An 18,253-nucleotide genomic window follows, 5' to 3' on the forward strand; every position below is an offset into this window, starting at 1 on the left:
TCAAACCCGCGCAAGCGATGAGAACGGTTGGTGAGTGTCAACGAACCAGAGTTTTTCTCCTTGATGCAGTCGCAGAAAAGGCGGTTTTGTGCCCAGCACAAAGAAGCCTTGTCGAAGACACCATAACTAGCTGACCAGTGAGTCAAGTATGAACAAAGCCATTCAATTGGCTACTTGCTGGAGTATATAAAAAAAATACAGGAGGGCATTATGCCTAAAATGAAAACCAAAAAGGGCGCTGCAAAGCGTTTCCGAAAAACCGCCAGTGGGTTCAAAAGAAAGCACGCTTTCAGAAGCCATATTCTGACCAAGATGAGTACCAAACGTAAACGCAATTTGCGTGGCACCAGCCTGGTTCATGAAGCTGATGAGCAATCAGTGAAAAGACTGTTACCTTACGCTTAATTAATGGAGAACCATCATGGCAAGAGTTAAAAGAGGCGTTCAAGCACGCAAAAGACACAAAAAAATACTGAAACTGGCTAAAGGTTATTACAACGCCCGAAGAAAAATCTACCGGGTTGCCAAACAGGCGGTCATCAAAGCCGGTCAATATGCTTACCGTGACCGCAGAAACAGAAAAAGGGCTTTCCGTGCCTTGTGGATCACCCGGATCAATGCCGGTGCCCGCAACAATGGCATGAGCTATTCACGATTTATCAATGGCTTGAAAAAAGCTGATATCTCTTTGGATCGCAAAGTTCTTGCTGACATGGCTGTACACGACAAAGCTGGATTCGCAGCTGTTGTTGAACAAGCCAAATCTGCATTGTCTTAATGAATGAGTCCTGCGGGACTGATTCAATGACATGATCAAGAGGAATCAGTGGTTTAGCTGATTCCTTTTTTTTTGCCGGGCGTATAGCCACATAAACGACTAACCTGAGAAATCAAAGTGACTGATCTGAAACGAATCCTGGATGATGGATTGCAACAAATTGAAGCAGCGCAAAGCGTACAGCAACTGGACGATGTGCGGGTGCATTTTCTGGGCCAGAAAGGCCTGGTAACCACCCAGTTGAAACAATTGGGCCAATTAGAGCCTGCCATGCGAAAAACTGCTGGCGCAGAAATCAATCAAATCAAACAACAGCTGTTTACTGCCATTCAGGCACAAAAAAGCACCTTGATGCAGGCTGAGCTGAATGCAAAGCTGATGGCAGAAGCGGTTGATGTGACTTTACCAGGCCGTACACAGGCTCATGGCGGATTGCACCCGGTCAGCCGCACCATGAACCGCATTGTTGAACTGTTTACTCAGGTGGGTTTTGAAGTGGTCACAGGCCCGGAAATCGAAGATGATTTTCATAATTTTGAAGCCCTTAATTTCCCGGCTCATCATCCGGCCAGAGCGATGCATGATACGTTCTATTTTCCAGACGGCCATTTGTTGCGGACTCATACATCACCGGTTCAAATCAGGGCCATGAAGACCATGGAACCGCCCATTAAAATCATTGCTCCGGGTAAAGTATATCGCAGTGATTCAGATCAGACTCATACGCCAATGTTTCATCAGGTTGAAGGTTTGGTGATTGGGGAAAATGTGACATTCGCTTCCTTGAAAGGTGTGTTGAATCAGTTTGTGAACGCTTTCTTTGAAGACGATTTGCAAATCAGATTGAGGCCTTCTTATTTTCCGTTCACTGAACCGTCTGCAGAAGTGGATGTGGAGTGGAAGAAAGACGATGGCAGTATTGATTGGCTTGAAGTGCTGGGTTGTGGCATGGTACATCCCAATGTGCTGCGCTCAGGTGGTATTGATCCAGAAAAATACACGGGCTTTGCCTTTGGTCTCGGTGTTGAGCGATTTGCCATGTTGCGTTATGGCGTTCAGGATTTACGTAACTTTTTTGAAAATGACATGGCATTTTTACGCCAGTTTCAGGGATAAAGGAGAGCACTAATGAAATTCAGTGAAAATTGGTTGAAAGAATGGGTTGATCCACAACTGGGTACTGATCAATTGGTGGCTCAACTGACCATGTTGGGTCTGGAAGTGGATGATGTCGAGTCGGCTGCTGGTGAATTCAGCGGTGTGGTGGTGGCAGAAATTGTGGCTTGTGAAAAGCACCCTGACGCAGACAAACTGAAGGTCTGTGAAGTCAATGCCGGAGATGAAACGCTGCAAATTGTTTGTGGTGCGCCCAATGCCAGAGCTGGTTTGAAAACGGCCTTGTCAAAAATTGGTGCGGTGTTGCCCGGCAATTTCAAAATCAAGAAATCAAAACTGCGTGGTGTGGAATCTCAAGGCATGTTGTGTTCTGAAGTCGAGCTGGGTATCAGTGAAGAGTCGGATGGCATCATTGAGCTGCCGGCAGATGCCCCTGTGGGCAGTGATGTGCGGGAATATCTGGACCTGGAAGATCAATTGATTGATGTGGACCTGACACCCAATAGGGCAGATTGCTTCTGCATGCGGGGTGTGGCCAGAGAAGTGGCAACCATGAATGACCTGGTCATGATGGAACCAAACGTTGAAACGATTCCTGCCACCCATGATGAAGTCATGACTGTGAATTTGCAGGCGACGGCACAGTGCCCGAAATACGGAAGCCGGGTCATCAAAGGCATCAATAACACACAGGATACACCAGGCTGGATGAAAGAAAAACTCCGGCGTTCTGGTATCCGTTCGATTCACCCGGTGGTGGATGTAACCAATTATGTTATGTTGGAATTGGGACAGCCTATGCATGCTTTTGATCAGCAGCAGATTCATGGTCAGATTGTGGTCAGAATGGCCAACGATGAAGAAAAAATAACGTTGCTGGATGAATCGGAAGCCAATTTAAATGCCGAATTTTTATTGATCGCTGATGAACAACAGGCGCTGGCAGTGGCTGGTGTGATGGGGGGGCTGAACAGTGGAGTCACAGCGCAAACCCAGGATATCGTCCTGGAATCTGCATATTTTGATCCGGCCACCATCATGGGTAAGTCAAGAAAATTGGGGGTGCACACCGAATCTGGCTTGCGTTTTGAACGAGGTGTTGACTGGCAGTTGCAGGAAGTTGCACTGGAACGGGCCACGGCTCTGATTCTGGAGATATGTGGGGGTGAACCCGGACCGGTACATGTGGTCACTGAACCAACTGGCCTGCCCGTCCAACAGGTCATTAACCTCAGCCGGGCACAATTACAACGGGTGCTGGGCTTTGCTGTGGCCGACGAACAGGTGACCCGGATTTTCACTGCGTTGGGTTTTGTCACAGAATTTGATGGCGAAACTTGGACCGTGACTTCGCCGAGCTGGCGTTTTGACATGGCCATCTCAGAAGATTTGATTGAGGAAGTGGTGCGCGTGGTGGGTTATGATGCCATGCCATCTCATCGATTGCACTCCAGTGATGCGATCAGGGTTATTCCTGAAGCATTGCGCAAAGATCATGCCATTAAATCACAACTGTGTGACCTGGGTTTTCAGGAAGTCATTAACTACGCGTTTGTGGCGGAAAAGCAATTGGCAGCTGTCGGTATGGCTGAGCATGCGTTTGCCCTGGCCAATCCATTGAATCATGACATGGCCGTGATGCGAACTGGTTTATTGGCCGGAGTGCTGTCCAACATCAAATCAAACCTGGCCAGGCAGCACCACGATTTATCACTGTTTGAGATGGGAAAAGTGTTCAGTCTCAACCAGCAGATTGAACAAACTGATCAATTATTACTGGCCAAAACCGGTTTAGCTCATCCGGAACAATGGTCCTGTGACAGCCGGAAAGTCGACTTTTTTGACCTCAAAGGAGTGGTGACTGAGTTGTTAACTGGAATCAGTGGGGAAGTGTCTTTGAGTGAATCAGGGCATGAGTTTCTTCATCCGGGCAGGCAAGCAGCAGTGCGGTTGAATGATGACGTGATCGGATACCTGGGTCAGGTCCATCCTTCCATCCTGCAGAAGATGAAAATCAAACAAGAAGTATACGTTGCTGAACTCAATGTTGCTGGTATTTCACAACTGGGAATACCGCATTGGCAGGAAGTTTCCAAATTCCCTAAAGTGCGCCGTGATTTGTCTATTAAACTCAGGCAGGACATCAGTTGGCAGCAGGTGAAAGCAGTCGTGTATCAAAGCGTGAATGAGGGCGGTGACAGTCTGATTGATCTGAGTTTATTTGATGTATACACGGGTGAGCATATTGAAAAAGGATACAAAAGTCTCGCCATGGCTATGATTTTTCAGGAAAAAAATCGGACTTTAGAAGATAAAGAGGTGGACAAACTGGTATCAAAAGCGGTATCCTTTTTAGCAGAACAATTTAACGCTGAAGTAAGGACATGACACAAACAGTCACCAAAACTGATCTGGCAGAAATATTATATATGGAAGTTGGGCTCAACAAACGTGAGGCCAGCGAATTTGTCAGTGTGTTTTTTGAAACCATCAAGCAACAATTACTTGATGGACATGGCGTTAAATTGTCAGGTTTTGGTAACTTTGAATTGCGAGACAAAAAATCAAGACCTGGGCGCAACCCCAAAACGCTGGAAGAGATACCCATCTCAGCCAGACGGGTGGTGGCGTTTAAACCAGGTCAAAAATTGAGGAACACGATAGATACATATGCTGGATCAAGGCCATAATAAGACCCTGCCTCCCATCCCTGCGAAAAGATATTTCACCATCGGTGAAGTTTCTGCGCTGTGTGATGTCAAGCAACATGTCTTGAGATACTGGGAGAATGAGTTTGATAACCTGAATCCGGTCAAACGACGCGGCAACAGGAGGTATTATCAGCGCAATGATGTGATGATGATCAGGCAAATTCGCAGTTTGTTGTATGATCACGGTTACACCATTTCGGGTGCCAGACAAAAGCTCAATGGTAAAGTCTCTGAAAAAGAAGCCAGTAAATCCTATCAGGTGATTCAACAAACCAGAATTGAACTGGAAGAAATCCTCGATTTACTCAAATAATCACTGCTGGTTTAATCCGCCCAATAAAATTTCATTAGCCCTTTTCATTGCACATCATTGTGATAGAATACGCGGGTTATTTTCGGAACGTAGCGCAGCCTGGTAGCGCACCACAATGGGGTTGTGGGGGTCGGAGGTTCGAATCCTCTCGTTCCGACCAAACACCTGAGACTGAACCACCCTCGGTGGTTCCAGTTGTCCAGGTAAACATCACAACAACCTATCGGAGACATCAATGAAATCACCTGTCAGAGTCGTCGTTACTGGCGCTGCCGGTCAAATCGGTTATCAACTGTTGTTCAGAATTGCCGCTGGTAATATGCTTGGCCCTGATCAGCCAGTGATCCTGCATTTACTCGAAATCCCACCTGCCATGCAAGCAGTTCAAGGTGTGGTGATGGAGCTGGAAGATTGTGCATTCCCATTACTCCATGGGGTGGTGGCTACGGATGATGCCAACGTGGCTTTCAAAGATGCTGATTATGCATTGCTGGTTGGTGCCATGCCTCGTGGTCCTGGTATGGAGCGCAGTGACTTGTTGCAAGCCAATGCCAAAATTTTCTCTGTGCAAGGCAAGGCGATGAATGATCATGCCAACAAAGGCATCAAAGTTTTGGTGGTGGGCAACCCAGCCAACACCAACGCCCTGATTGCTCAACAAAATGCCCCGGACATCAACCCAGCACAATTCACAGCAATGACTCGCCTGGATCATAACCGTGCCCTGGCTCAATTAGCCGGCAAGTTCAATGTACAAACCAATGAAATCAAACGCATGACGATCTGGGGGAACCATTCCTCCACCCAGTATCCGGATGTTTCTCAGGTACAGATCAATGAAACAGAATTGAATGATGTTGATCAGACGTGGTATGTGGACGAGTTCATCCCGACTGTACAACAGCGTGGTGCAGCAATCATTAAAGCCCGTGGTGCATCAAGTGCGGCCTCGGCCGCTTCCTCTGCCATTGATCACATGCGTGACTGGGCTTTGGGTACAGCTGATGGTGACTGGGTTTCTATGGGCATCCCCAGCGATGGTAGTTATGGGGTAGAGCCTGGAGTGATATTTTCATATCCGGTGACTTGTGCCAACGGTGAATATACAATCGTTCAGGATTTGCCGGTCAGTGATTTTTCACAACAACGGATCGATGCCACTGAGGAAGAATTACGTGAAGAACGGGCGGCAGTGGAACACTTATTCTGAACTGATTAATCAGGGATCTGAACGAAAAGCCGCCTTCTAAGGCGGTTTTTTTTTGGTTAAAGAGTTGCCTTGCAGGTGTCAACAGTTTTATGATAATTGGTACAAACCAATGGAGTTGTTTTAAACTGTGAAGAAAACCGGCCAGGTAGAAATGAAGCTCATTGACCAGTTGATGGATTCGTTGTTGTGGCTGTGGGTTATGCTCAGTTCATTTGGCCTGTGGTTTTCCCTGTCACGGGCTGAAATTACCGGATGGGGGGCTCGTGAGTATTTTCATATCGGCTTTTATGTACTGATCTTTTTGGTGACTTTGCTGAGGAAAAGAATATCTCCTTATCTGAAAGCCATGTTTTTTGTGGTTTTTCAGTCTTCCATTGCCGTCATTGGGGTCATGTCGTTTGGGTTGCTGGCCCCATCGATCATATTTTTACCCATGATTGTGGTGATTCTGGCATTGTTTTTTCATCATAACCTGATAATTTTGGTGTCTCTTGGCGTGTTGATTTTTGTGGCGCTTAGTGGCTACGCCTTTCAAATGGGATACTGGCAATTGCCAGCAGATGCCAACACATTGTTTTATAGTCCCGAGCACTGGTTCTTATATGTGGTATGCCTGACTATTTTTCTGTTGTTTGTGGCCATAGCGATCTTTCAGTACCGACAATATAATCATCAGTTAATCGGTGAAATAACCCGCCAGAAAATTGAAATTGAGCACCTGGCCAATCATGATTACCTGACAGGTTTACCCATGATTCAATTGGCCATCAATACTTTTGAAAGGTTTATCGGTCAAAGCGATGGTGAACCGCCTGGCATGGCCGTGCTTTTTCTTGATTTAGATAAATTCAAACTGGTCAATGATCATTATGGCCATGATGCAGGAGATATTTGCCTGATTCATGTGGCCAATAAAATATCCAGAGAACTCAAGCATGAAGGGTTTGTCTGCCGACTGGGTGGTGATGAGTTCCTGATTATCTTACCCGGATTTTCGGAGATCGCAGCGATTAAAGCCAAAGCAGAACGTCTACTGGCTGCTGTGGCTGACCCCTTCATGTTCAGGGGGCGACAATTATCGATCGGTGCCAGCATTGGTATTGCCCTTTACCCAAATCACGGAGAAAAATTTCAGGATTTGAAAAGGGCGGCAGACCGCGCCATGTACCGGGCTAAATTATCTGCCGATGATGCCATTTGTGTGGCATTGGACTGAGGTCTGTTCAACGATTCTGAGACAGCTTTTGCTCATCCATCGATAAAGCCTTATAATTCATGGTTTTTTTAAGAGTGAAGCCATGATCAGTGCCAACATGCCACAAACACCAGCCGTTAGCAACGAGCCCATCAATGAATACCGTCCAGGTTCTGAAGAAACCCTGGCTTTGCAGCACACCATGGATAAGATGTCTGCTGAACAGGTGGATATTCCGTGCTACATTGGTGGCAGTGAGGTCAGAACCGGTCAGACTGAAGCGGTGGTGATGCCACATGATCACCAACATGTGCTTGGTCAGGCCCACATGGGATCATCCACAGAATTGAATCAGGCTGCTGATGCGGCCATCAAAGCTCAATATGACTGGGCTGCCTTGCCCTGGCAATCACGTGCTGCTGTGTTTCTGAAAGCAGCAGATCTGATTGCTGGTCCATACCGCAATCAAATCAACGCTGCAACCATGCATGGTCAATCCAAGAATTGCTTTCAGGCTGAAATTGATTCGGCGTGTGAGTTGATTGATTTTTTGCGTTTCAATGCCTGTTTTTATCAGCAAATCATGGAACAACAACCGGTGTCATCTCCAGGTGTCTGGAACCAGTTAGACTGGCGTCCGCTGGAAGGTTTTGTCATGGCGATTACGCCATTTAACTTCACGGCCATTGCCGGCAATCTGCCAGCAACACCGGCGATGCTGGGTAACACCGTGGTGTGGAAGCCTTCCGGTACGCAGATGCTGTCTGCTTATGTCATCATGCAGGTCTTTAAAGCAGCAGGCTTACCTGATGGTGTGATCAATATGGTGGCAGCAGATGGCCCAGTGGCTGGTGCTGCATTATTGCCCAGGGCTGAACTCGCAGGTGTACATTTCACCGGTTCAACGCCGACCTTTCAGCACATCTTTGCTGAAGTGGGTGGCAACATTGGCCGCTATCGCAGTTACCCACGCCTGGTGGGGGAGACTGGAGGTAAAGATTTTGTCTTTGCCCATGAGTCGGCTGATGCCGGTGCGGTAGCCACAGCTTTGGCTCGAGGTGCCTTCGAATATCAGGGGCAAAAATGTTCAGCCGCATCCAGGGCATATATCCCATCCGCTCTGTGGCCAGCTGTTCAGGAACAATTGGTAGAAGATGTGAAATCATTCAAAATGGGTTCCACCCGTGATTTCAGTAATTTCATCAATGCAGTGATTGATGAGCGATCTTTTGACAAGATCAAAGGTTACATTGATCATGCAGCATCTGCCAATGATGCAGAAATTATCGTGGGTGGTGGTTGTGATAAATCAAAAGGATATTTTGTAGAGCCCACAGTGATTGTGACCAGTAACCCGGCATTCAAAACCATGCAAGAAGAAATCTTCGGGCCCGTGCTCACGATTTATGTGTATGATGAAGCTGATTTTGAAGACACCCTCGACTTGTGTGATCAAGGTTCGGTATATGCTTTGACAGGAGCGATTTTTGCTCAGGACCGGTACATGGTTAATCACATGAGTGACCGTTTGAGAAATGCCGCTGGCAATTTCTACATCAATGACAAACCAACCGGAGCAGTGGTAGGTCAACAACCATTTGGCGGTGGCCGGGCGTCCGGCACCAATGACAAAGCGGGCAGTGCATTGAACTTGTATCGTTGGTTATCACCGAGAACCATCAAAGAGACTTTTGATCCCCCAACAGATTATCGATATCCGTTCCTGGGTTGAAATCAGTCTCATAGAATCAAAAAAACCACTGCCATGCAGTGGTTTTTTTTATGTCGGCTTACTTGCTTCCGGTTCAGTGATTGAAAGTCACTTGTTTGACGTCTTTCCACTCCACCCAGCGGTGTTGTTTGCCCTGGGTCAGCAGAATACCGTTGTTGTCCACGTTGACAGCCCGTTCGCCATAGGCCACAAACTCGGAACCATCGTGCAGGGTCACCACCGCGGCCTGATCTTCACGTTTGACCAGTTTTTTGACGAGGTAGAACGGGATTTGCCGGTTGGCATTGTTGACTTCCACATAAAGAAATTCTGCACCGCTTTGTTGATTGAGGTCATAGGCCATGGCATCAGCTTTCAGTATGCTGCCGTCGACCAATGTGACTTCACCTGACAGCGGTTCAGCGTTTTGTTGATAATCAGCAAAAGTCAGCCAATCAACATCGACTTCACCGGCTTCAAATTTTTCGAATTGGTCCCATTTTATTTCCAAACGACCGTAATTCGGGTGGTCAATCCATATGCCGCGGTTGCCGTTGTTGACGTCATTGGTACCACCCAGTAATAGATTTTTACCGTCATTGAGGACTACCCAGGACTGATTGTCTTTACGTTCGATGCTTTTGATTTCAGCAAATTTGATTTCGTACTCTTTGTCGTTTTCGATGCCATCCAGTTTTTCACTGATCATGCGTTCATCCTTGTCCCACATGATTCGACCCTGAAATGTGCCTATTTCAGAAGTAACCGTACCATAGATGGCCTGATCAAAGCTTTTGGCATTTTCAGGCGCAGCTTCAAAGGTCACAGATTTCAAGTCTTCCAGGTCAAATTCATAGCGATCGCCTTCCGGGGTCAGGATGTTGACCTCATCTGTCAGGTCGTTGGTGTTCTGATAACTGATGATTGTGGTGTCATCATGTAGTTTGGCAAAGAACAAACCACTGTTAGATTCATAAGTCAGGCTTTTGAGGTCGCCAAAACGCACATTGAAATAGGGTTCTTCTATGTCTTTGCCAAAGAAAGATTTGAAGGTTACCTGAATTTCGCCAAAGTTTGCTTGCGGTCCTGGCTGATGATCTTCCAATCGACTCACTTCATCTTTGCTCAGGTGCTCAATGCCAACGGTTTTGACTTTACGACCATTGAAAATATCACTGAGAAAGGATTCCTGATTGCCCCAGCGAAGGGTGCCGGTGATGGTTTCTCCGTTCGGTTTGGTCACGGTGCCGTAAATAACGGGTTCAGGGTTGTTGGCCAACAATGGTGTTGCCATCAGGCTGAGGCTGATAAAGAGCGCTTTTTTCATAAATGAGCATGTTTGTGAACTGTAATTATTATGCCAGCAAGCTGGCAGAATTGCATGTTACATAAGTCCTGAATCTGATCATGATCCCAGGTTCATTTGTTGCCATTGCTGATAACGGGTCTTCTCTGTCCAGGCAACCAGTGGCCAGATCAGTGCATAAATGGTTCCGGTGAAGGGGACCCAGGAATCAGGCACCAAAGCAGGCGCAATGAAGGCCAGCACGCACACCCCGGCCATCACTGTTCTGATTTTGATGTTGGTTTGTGTCTGGTATATTTCCGATTCTCTGAGTAATAACTGTGTGCGAAGATTCAGGGCATGACGATACATGGCAATGAACAACAGGCAGATGATCAGAAAACCTGCTGCAAAATAATAAAACAACAACCGCAATTCTGCATAGTTATTCAGGTCATACTGGCTGGGCAAATAACCCATGGAAATCCATGAAAAGAATCCTTCAAACATCATCTTCAGCGGGTAAATGTACACCAGTACAGTGATCACCAACGCCACCGACAAAAACACAGTCTTACTGTCTTCAAGACCAAATCGTCGACTCCACACGGAATGATTGTGCCAGATGAACACCATTTGAGCCACACTGAGCACAAAGGCAGGGATGTATTTGGAAATGGCGACCAGTTCTGGAATGCTGCGCGGAATCTGATCAATGGAAATCACCAGCATGGTCACCGCAAAGGCAAAGGCCGCATCGGTGAACACTTCTATGCGGGTCATGGCCATGCCGCGCATGTGGAAGCCGTCTTCCACCGGACACTGATCGACGTATTGCTGAGTCAACGGTTGCAAGTTGATCACCTCATGCTTGGGCATTGAGAATGGGTTTCAGGAATGCCCCTGTGTGGCTTTGCTTTACCTTAACCAGCTGTTCCGGAGTACCGGTGGCAATGATTTCGCCCCCGCCGTGTCCACCTTCAGGGCCCAGGTCAATGATCCAGTCGGCTGTTTTGATGACATCCAGGTTGTGTTCGATGACCATGATGGTGTTGCCATTGTCACGCAGGCGGTGTAACACTTTGAGCAGCTGTTTGATGTCAGCGAAGTGGAGGCCGGTGGTTGGTTCATCGAGGATGTAGACGGTTTTCCCAGTGTCTCTTTTGGACAATTCTTTGGCCAGCTTAACCCGTTGTGCCTCGCCACCTGACAAGGTGGTGGCATTTTGTCCCAGGGTGATATAACTCAGTCCTACATCCAGTAAGGTTTGCAGTTTACTGGCTATTGTGGGAATGGCTGAGAAGAATGGCAGGGCATCTTCAACTGTCATGTTCAGCACTTCATAAATGTTTTTGCCTTTGTAATGTACATCCAGGGTTTCGCGGTTATAGCGTTTGCCTTTACAGGTGTCGCAGGTCACATAGACATCAGGCAGGAAATGCATTTCAACCTTAATCACGCCATCGCCCTGACAGGCTTCACAGCGGCCGCCTTTGACATTGAAACTGAAACGTCCCGGTTTGTAACCGCGGGTTCGGGCTTCGGGGGTGTTGGCAAACAAATCTCTGATCGGACCAAACAGCTGGGTGTAAGTGGCCGGATTTGATCGTGGTGTGCGACCAATTGGTTTCTGGTCAATATCCACTACTTTATCGAACAAATCAATGTGTTCAAAACGGTCGTGTTGCTGGGCATGATGTGAAGCCCGGTTGAGGTGATTGGCCAGGACTTTATATACCGTTTCATTGATCAGTGTGGATTTGCCGGAGCCAGAGACTCCGGTGATACAGGTGAACAGACCTGCGGGAATTTCCACATCCACTGATTTGAGGTTGTTGCCTTTGGCCCCATAGAGCTTAAAGACCTGCTTTTTGTCATATGGTGTGCGTTCGGTGGGAATTTCAATGCGCTGTTTTCCGGTCAGGTACTGTCCTGTGATTGAGTTTTTATTCTGACAGATTTGCTTGGGCGTGCCCTGGGCCACGATGTGGCCGCCGTGGACGCCGGCTCCGGGCCCGATGTCAACCACATGATCGGCCATTCTGACCGCGTCTTCATCATGTTCAACCACAATCACGGTATTGCCAAGATTTTTCAGGTTGACCAGAGTTTTCAGAAGTTTTTCGTTGTCTCTTTGGTGTAATCCAATCGAAGGTTCATCCAACACATACATCACCCCAACCAGGCCTGCACCAATCTGGCTTGCCAGGCGAATGCGCTGGGCTTCTCCACCAGACAAAGAATCGGCTTTGCGGTCAACAGTCAGGTAGTTCAGGCCAACATTGACCAAAAAGCTCAGCCGTTCACGAATCTCTTTGATGATTTTTTCTGCGATCTGGGCTTTCTGGCCACTCAGTTTGATGTCTTCAAAGTGCTGTAGCGCACTTGCGATCGACATGGCATTGATTTTGGGCAAGGGTACATCGTTGATGAACACATGCCGGGCACTGCGGTTCAGTCGTTGTCCTTCACAGGCAGGGCAGGGTTTTTTGCTGATGTATTTGTTGAGTTCTTCACGCACCATGGAAGATTCAGTTTCCTGGTAGCGTCGTTTCATGTTGTTGGCGATGCCTTCAAAAGGGTGGTTGCGTTCATACTGCCCTTTGTCGCTGTAATAAGTGAAGCGGATGTTCCGGTCGCCACTGCCATGAAAGATCACGTTAATGATGTCATCACTTAACTTTTCCAAAGGCGTATTGACATCAAAATCATAGGTTTTTGCAACCGCCTGAAGTAACTGAAAATACCAGCCATTGCGTTTATCCCAACCGCGCACGGCTCCATCTGCCATCGATAAGGATTTGTTGGTGATGATGCGATCAGGATCAAAATATTGACTCATACCCAAGCCATCACATTCGCCGCATGCCCCATTGGGTGAGTTGAAAGAGAATAACCTGGGTTCCAGTTCACTCAGAGAATAATTGCAGACCGGACATGAGAACAAGGAACTGAACAGCAGTTCAACCGGTTCTTTGTCCTCAGGCTCATCAAAGGACACCACCATGGCCAGTCCTTCCGACAGGGACAAGGCGGTTTCAAAGGATTCTGCCAGGCGTTGGGCGATACCCTCCTTGACCTTGAAACGGTCGACCACGGCTTCAATGTGGTGTTTTTGTTTGGGGTTTAATTTGGGCAGGTCATCGATGTTATAAATCTGACCATCAATTCTGACCCGCACAAAGCCACTGCCTTTCAATTGATCGAGCAGTAACAAGTGCTCACCTTTGCGGTTGCGCACCACGGGTGCCAACAGCATCAGTTTTCGGCCATCTTCCAGGTCCAATACCTTGTCAACCATCTCTGAAACTTCCTGGGCTTCCAGTGAAATGTCATGATCAGGACATCGGGGCGTGCCAATCCGGGCGTACAACAAGCGCAGGTAATCATAGATTTCGGTGATGGTACCGACCGTTGATCGCGGGTTGTGGGAGGTGGACTTTTGTTCAATGGAAATCGCCGGTGACAGGCCTTCAATGTGATCGAGGTCTGGTTTATCCATCATCGACAGGAACTGTCTTGCATAAGCCGACAAAGACTCCACATACCGCCTTTGTCCTTCGGCATAAATGGTGTCAAAGGCCAATGAAGATTTGCCTGATCCGGATAATCCAGTGATGACAATGAACTTGTCGCGGGGTAAATCGATGTCGATGTCTTTGAGGTTGTGGGTTCTGACACCGCGCAGGGAAATGTGTTTCATGTTGGTCAAGCAGAATCAAACCCATCATTTTAACCAAAAAACGTGATGAAGATGTCGACATATTGGATTATTTTCGCTGCACAAGGTGAGCTATTGACCTCTGGCAGATGTGCCCCCAAATATGTATGATTAAAATGTTTCATTTGAGGACCTTGTCATGAGCCAAAGGGTGATTGTTTTACTTATACTGGCGTTGTTTGCCATTATTCTTTACATTGCCGGATTTCAATCAGGATCAGTGGCGGTCATTATCCTGGCTGCCGCAGTTGAGGTGTGGTTCTGGCTTAAGCTACTGATTCAGGATAAGCGAAAAGAACCTCCCGCAGGTAACTGATGCTTTTAGCAGGTTACCCGGGCCGCAGGATCACCTGGTTCTTGATCGGTATATCCATCGCCGCATCACAATGCGCCGCCTCTGACCGATATGGCGACCGCCTGTCGGGGCTGTCTGCTGAACTACTCAGGCCACTGGCAAAACGTCAGCAACCGGACAACAAGGGGGCCATGGGTCGCAACCGTCAGGCCTATGTCCATGTGCGCTTTCAAATGGGGCTTCATCAGCTGGCTGATTATGCCCTGATGAGCCAGGATCTACGGGCTTTGCAGGCTTTTTTCAGGGCCGCAGAATATGCCATGCATCATCAACAGGCTGACGGTGATTTCCTGGTCCGGTTGCCACCAGAAATGAATCGGGGGCAGGCTGTGGGTATTGCTGACCGTACCAGCGGCGTGGCGTTTTTCATGTATTCGCTGGGCTCTGCTGCCATGGCCCTGGAGTCCAATCAGTGGTTTGCTGAATCAGCAGAGTTGGCGGTTCAGCGGGCACAATTGGCCTCGCTGAAAAGTCAACTGCCTGATACCCTGACTTTTTTGTTACACAACAGAGTCATTCTGCAGCAGGCCGACAGCCTGGCCCCCAACCGTTTATTGTTCAATGCACTGGCTTTTTATACCCTGGGTCATTGGCTGAAAGATGCCACCGCTCTGAGCGTCGCTGATGCATTCATCGAGCAGGCATTGGCTCAGGTGCATGATGATGGCTATTTCATCGAAGCCGGTGGTTATGACTCCAGTTACAATGGTGTGGCCACCGCTTTATGCTACCGTTTGCTGCTGCTGGGTCATCCCCATCCGGCTTTGCCTGACGTGTGTGCCGGTGCACTGAGCTGGCAACAGACCCGTTTATTGCCATCTGGTGAAATCAATGCCGCCGGTAACAGCCGGGTCAAAGCCGGAGGGCAGGGTGAATCATTCATGGGTCGTCAGAAAGATGTGGATGTGGGGCACACCATCGAAGCCCTGATGCTGGCTGCCTTGTATCAGTCAAATGAATCCCTGACACAACAAGCCAGTCAGGTGCTTGATTATTACCTTAAAAAACGTTGACGTCAGACCGGGTAACCCAATGCTTTCAAAGCTACTGTCACCTCATCCAGAATCGCAGGATCGTCAATGGTTGCCGGGACTTTGATGGCTTTGCCATCGGCCAGATCTCGCATGGTGCCACGAAGTATTTTACCGGAGCGGGTTTTGGGCAGGCGGGCCACCACCGCCACTTGTTTGAAGGCAGCCACCGGGCCGATTATGTCACGTACCCTTTGGATCAGGGCCTGCTGTAAATCAGCTGTTTGTTCAGCCTGACCGTCTTTGACCACCACCAGCCCCAGCGGTACCTGACCTTTGAGCGGACAATACACCCCCATCACTGCACACTCAGCCACTGCCGGATGGCTGGCCAGCACTTCCTCCATGGCACCGGTGGACAAACGGTGCCCGGCGACGTTGATCACATCATCGGTGCGGCTCATGATGTAGAGGTAGCCGTCCTCATCCTGATAGCCGGCATCGCCGGTCAGGTAATACCCAGGAAAGGCGCTCAGGTAAGAGGCGATGAAGCGCTCATCATCCCGCCACAGGGTAGGCAGGGTACCAGGAGGCAGTGGCAGTTTGATGACAATGTTGCCCATCTCGCCGGAAGGCACCGGCTGACCATGCTGATCGATCACTTCGACCTGATAGCCAGGTACAGGCAGGGTGGGTGACCCAGGTTTGACCGGTAACCGCTCAATGCCCAGACAATTGGCGGCGATGGCCCAACCGGTTTCGGTTTGCCACCAGTGATCAATCACCGGTACTTGCAATTGCGCTTCGGCCCAGCGCAGGGTGTCCGGATCACAACGTTCGCCGGCCAGAAACAGGGCTTTGAAGTGACTGAGGTCATGTTGCTTGAGTAAATCGCCCTGAGGATCTTCTTTGCGAATGGCCCGAAAAGCGGTGGGCGCGGTGAACATGGCTTTGACCTGGTGCTCAGCAATCACCCGCCAAAACGCCCCGGCATCCGGCGTGCCCACAGGCTTGCCTTCATAAACCAGGGTGGTAGAACCATTGATCAATGGCGCGTAACAAATGTAGGAGTGACCGACCACCCAACCAACATCAGAAGCCGCCCAGAACACCTCACCAGGGCCGATGTCATAAATGTGTTGCATGCTCCACTGCATGGCCACCGCGTGGCCACCATTGTCCCTGACCACCCCTTTGGGCTGACCGGTGGTGCCTGAGGTGTAGAGGATGTACAGCGGATCAGTGGCAGCCAACGGTATACAGGCGGCCGGTTCAGCCACCGACAGTGCGGCTTTCCAGCCCACATCCCGGGGTGCCTGCAAGCTTGCCTGACACTCAGGTCTGGGCAGGATCAGACAATGTTCAGGTTGATGGCTGGCCAGATCAATGGCCTGATCAAGCAGGGGTTTATAGGCAATGACCTTGTTCACTTCAATGCCGCAGGAGGCCGACATCACCACTTTGGGACGGGCATCATCTATGCGGGTGGCCAGCTCTTTGGCCGCAAATCCGCCAAACACCACCGAATGAATGGCCCCGATGCGGGCACAGGCCAACATGGCCATGATGGCCTCGGGAATCATTGGCATGTAGATGATCACCCGGTCGCCTTTGACCACCCTCAGGTTGACCAACACGCCAGCTAAACGTGAGACTTGATCCAGCAGCTCATGATAAGTGAATGAATTTTGCTGCCCAGTGACAGGACTGTCATAAATCAACGCGGTGCGCTCACCATGACCCGCCAGCACATGCCGGTCCAGTGCATTAAAGCAGGTGTTCAGCTGACCACCCCTGAACCAGCGGTAAAACGGCGGGCTGGACTGATCCAGCACCTCATCAAATGGTTTGATCCAGTCAATGGCCTCAGCCGCTTTGGCCCAATAATCTTCGGGATGTTCTGTGGCTTGTTGTTGCAGTCTGTTGATCTCTGAAGTCATCGGCCTACCGGTCAGTGAGGGACTCTGATTATCCACTTGTTCAGCGATATAAGCCATACGACTTTAGCATGGGTGCCTTACACGCTCAATGGCCAAAAAAAAGGGCGCCGTCGCGCCCTTTTTAGTTGGATTGCGGTGTTGGATCACTTGCCGGTGAATTGAGCGGCGCGTTTTTCCAGGAAGGCTGAGGTACCTTCGTTTTTGTCTTCAGAGGCACAGCAGATACCGAAGGCTTTGACTTCGTAATCCAGCGCGTCGGGTAGGGCGCATTCCAGGCCCTTGTTGATTGCATCTATGGTCATGCTTAATGCGATCGGGGCCGAATTGGCCAGCTGTTCAGCTACTTTGTTCACGGTGGGCAACAATTCGCCTTGGGGTACCACCCAGTTGGCCAGGCCGATTTGTTCGGCTTTGTCGGCAGAGACCATGTCACCCAGCAGGTTCATTTCCATGGATTTGCCTTTACCGACCAGACGGGTCAGGCGTTGGGTGCCGCCAAAACCGGGAATCACCCCGAGCTTGATTTCAGGCTGACCAAATTTGGCATTGTCAGATGCGATTCTCAGGTGACAGGCCATGGCCAGTTCGCAGCCCCCACCAAGGGCAAACCCGTTGACCGCAGCAATCACCGGTTTACCACAATTTTCAATGCGATTGAACACCTGTTGACCGTACCGGGCAAATTTCATTCCGGTCATGGCATCGGTGGTGGCCAATTCGGAAATGTCAGCACCGGCAACGAAGGCTTTATCACCAGAGCCGGTGATGATGATGACTTTGGTGGCGTCGTCATTTTGTGCTTGTTCAACAATGTCTTCCAGCTCTTTCAAAGTGGCCTGATTGAGGGCATTTAACTTGTCCGGCCGGTTGATGGTGATGGTCAAAACGTTGTTTTCGGTGTTTGCTAAGACGTTGGGCATGGTCGTTTCCGGTATTAATGAGAAGCG

General features: G+C 49.0%; 16 protein-coding genes and 1 tRNA gene. 12 read left to right on the forward strand and 5 right to left on the reverse strand.

Annotation, left to right across the window (positions count from 1 at the left end):
- The first annotated feature begins 210 nt into the window (after nucleotides 1-210).
- The 10 genes from rpmI to pruA all read left to right on the forward strand — a co-directional run bounded on the left by rpmI (nucleotide 211) and on the right by pruA (nucleotide 9,055).
- Complete coding sequence (gene rpmI, locus B0475_RS16010; protein ID WP_077412962.1) at nucleotides 211-405, forward strand: 50S ribosomal protein L35; 195 nt, start codon at nucleotides 211-213, stop codon at nucleotides 403-405.
- A 16-nt stretch (nucleotides 406-421) separates the two neighbouring features.
- Nucleotides 422-778 (forward strand): 50S ribosomal protein L20, encoded by a 357-nt coding sequence (gene rplT / locus B0475_RS16015; RefSeq protein ID WP_077412905.1) that lies wholly within the window; start codon nucleotides 422-424, stop codon nucleotides 776-778.
- Between the two features lie 117 nt (nucleotides 779-895).
- The gene (pheS, locus tag B0475_RS16020) at nucleotides 896-1,894 is read left to right on the forward strand and encodes a phenylalanine--tRNA ligase subunit alpha (protein ID WP_077412906.1); all 999 of its coding nucleotides are present in this window, start codon (nucleotides 896-898) and stop codon (nucleotides 1,892-1,894) included.
- 12 nt (nucleotides 1,895-1,906) lie between these two features.
- The gene (pheT, locus tag B0475_RS16025) at nucleotides 1,907-4,282 is read left to right on the forward strand and encodes a phenylalanine--tRNA ligase subunit beta (protein ID WP_077412907.1); all 2,376 of its coding nucleotides are present in this window, start codon (nucleotides 1,907-1,909) and stop codon (nucleotides 4,280-4,282) included.
- Nucleotides 4,279-4,584, forward strand: coding sequence for an integration host factor subunit alpha (locus B0475_RS16030; protein WP_077412908.1), 306 nt, complete (start codon nucleotides 4,279-4,281; stop codon nucleotides 4,582-4,584). The genes pheT and B0475_RS16030 overlap by 4 nt, the downstream gene beginning before the upstream one ends.
- Nucleotides 4,565-4,918 carry a MerR family transcriptional regulator gene (locus tag B0475_RS16035; protein ID WP_077412909.1) on the forward strand — a complete coding sequence of 118 codons (354 nt, stop codon included), beginning with the start codon at nucleotides 4,565-4,567 and terminating at the stop codon, nucleotides 4,916-4,918. The genes B0475_RS16030 and B0475_RS16035 overlap by 20 nt, the downstream gene beginning before the upstream one ends.
- Before the next feature lie 83 nt (nucleotides 4,919-5,001).
- Nucleotides 5,002-5,078: transfer RNA gene (locus B0475_RS16040), tRNA-Pro, on the forward strand.
- Nucleotides 5,079-5,153: 75 nt separating this feature from the next.
- Entirely contained in the window at nucleotides 5,154-6,128 is a 975-nt protein-coding gene (locus tag B0475_RS16045) for a malate dehydrogenase (RefSeq protein WP_077412910.1), read from the forward strand.
- A 127-nt stretch (nucleotides 6,129-6,255) separates the two neighbouring features.
- Complete coding sequence (locus B0475_RS16050) at nucleotides 6,256-7,344, forward strand: GGDEF domain-containing protein (protein ID WP_157893025.1); 1,089 nt, start codon at nucleotides 6,256-6,258, stop codon at nucleotides 7,342-7,344.
- A gap of 82 nt (nucleotides 7,345-7,426) precedes the next feature.
- Complete coding sequence (pruA, locus tag B0475_RS16055) at nucleotides 7,427-9,055, forward strand: L-glutamate gamma-semialdehyde dehydrogenase (RefSeq protein ID WP_109862416.1); 1,629 nt, start codon at nucleotides 7,427-7,429, stop codon at nucleotides 9,053-9,055.
- A 73-nt stretch (nucleotides 9,056-9,128) separates the two neighbouring features.
- Here the strand turns inward: pruA and B0475_RS16060 are convergent, their stop codons facing one another.
- The 3 genes from B0475_RS16060 to uvrA form a co-directional block, all read right to left on the reverse strand.
- Entirely contained in the window at nucleotides 9,129-10,361 is a 1,233-nt protein-coding gene (locus B0475_RS16060) for a hypothetical protein (protein WP_077412912.1), read from the reverse strand.
- Between the two features lie 78 nt (nucleotides 10,362-10,439).
- A complete protein-coding gene (locus B0475_RS16065) occupies nucleotides 10,440-11,198 on the reverse strand; it encodes a TMEM175 family protein (RefSeq protein ID WP_077412913.1) in 759 nt (252 codons plus the stop codon).
- A complete protein-coding gene (uvrA, locus tag B0475_RS16070; RefSeq protein WP_077412914.1) occupies nucleotides 11,185-14,022 on the reverse strand; it encodes an excinuclease ABC subunit UvrA in 2,838 nt (945 codons plus the stop codon). The genes B0475_RS16065 and uvrA overlap by 14 nt, the downstream gene beginning before the upstream one ends.
- Nucleotides 14,023-14,179: 157 nt before the next feature.
- Between uvrA and B0475_RS17740 the strand changes: the two genes are divergently transcribed.
- A complete protein-coding gene (locus B0475_RS17740) occupies nucleotides 14,180-14,356 on the forward strand; it encodes a hypothetical protein (protein WP_157893027.1) in 177 nt (58 codons plus the stop codon).
- A complete protein-coding gene (locus tag B0475_RS16075; protein ID WP_077412915.1) occupies nucleotides 14,356-15,408 on the forward strand; it encodes a hypothetical protein in 1,053 nt (350 codons plus the stop codon). Before B0475_RS17740 ends, B0475_RS16075 begins: the two co-directional genes overlap by 1 nt.
- Nucleotides 15,409-15,410: 2 nt before the next feature.
- Here the strand turns inward: B0475_RS16075 and B0475_RS16080 are convergent, their stop codons facing one another.
- On the reverse strand, nucleotides 15,411-17,363 hold the full coding sequence (locus tag B0475_RS16080; protein WP_456298905.1) for a propionyl-CoA synthetase: 1,953 nt from the start codon (nucleotides 17,361-17,363) through the stop codon (nucleotides 15,411-15,413).
- Nucleotides 17,364-17,449: 86 nt separating this feature from the next.
- The gene (locus B0475_RS16085) at nucleotides 17,450-18,226 is read right to left on the reverse strand and encodes an enoyl-CoA hydratase/isomerase family protein (protein WP_077412916.1); all 777 of its coding nucleotides are present in this window, start codon (nucleotides 18,224-18,226) and stop codon (nucleotides 17,450-17,452) included.
- Nucleotides 18,227-18,253: the final 27 nt, after the last annotated feature.

It is taken from the genome of Marinicella sediminis (genome assembly GCF_002000055.1).
Classification (GTDB): Bacteria; Pseudomonadota; Gammaproteobacteria; order Xanthomonadales; family Marinicellaceae; genus Marinicella; species Marinicella sediminis.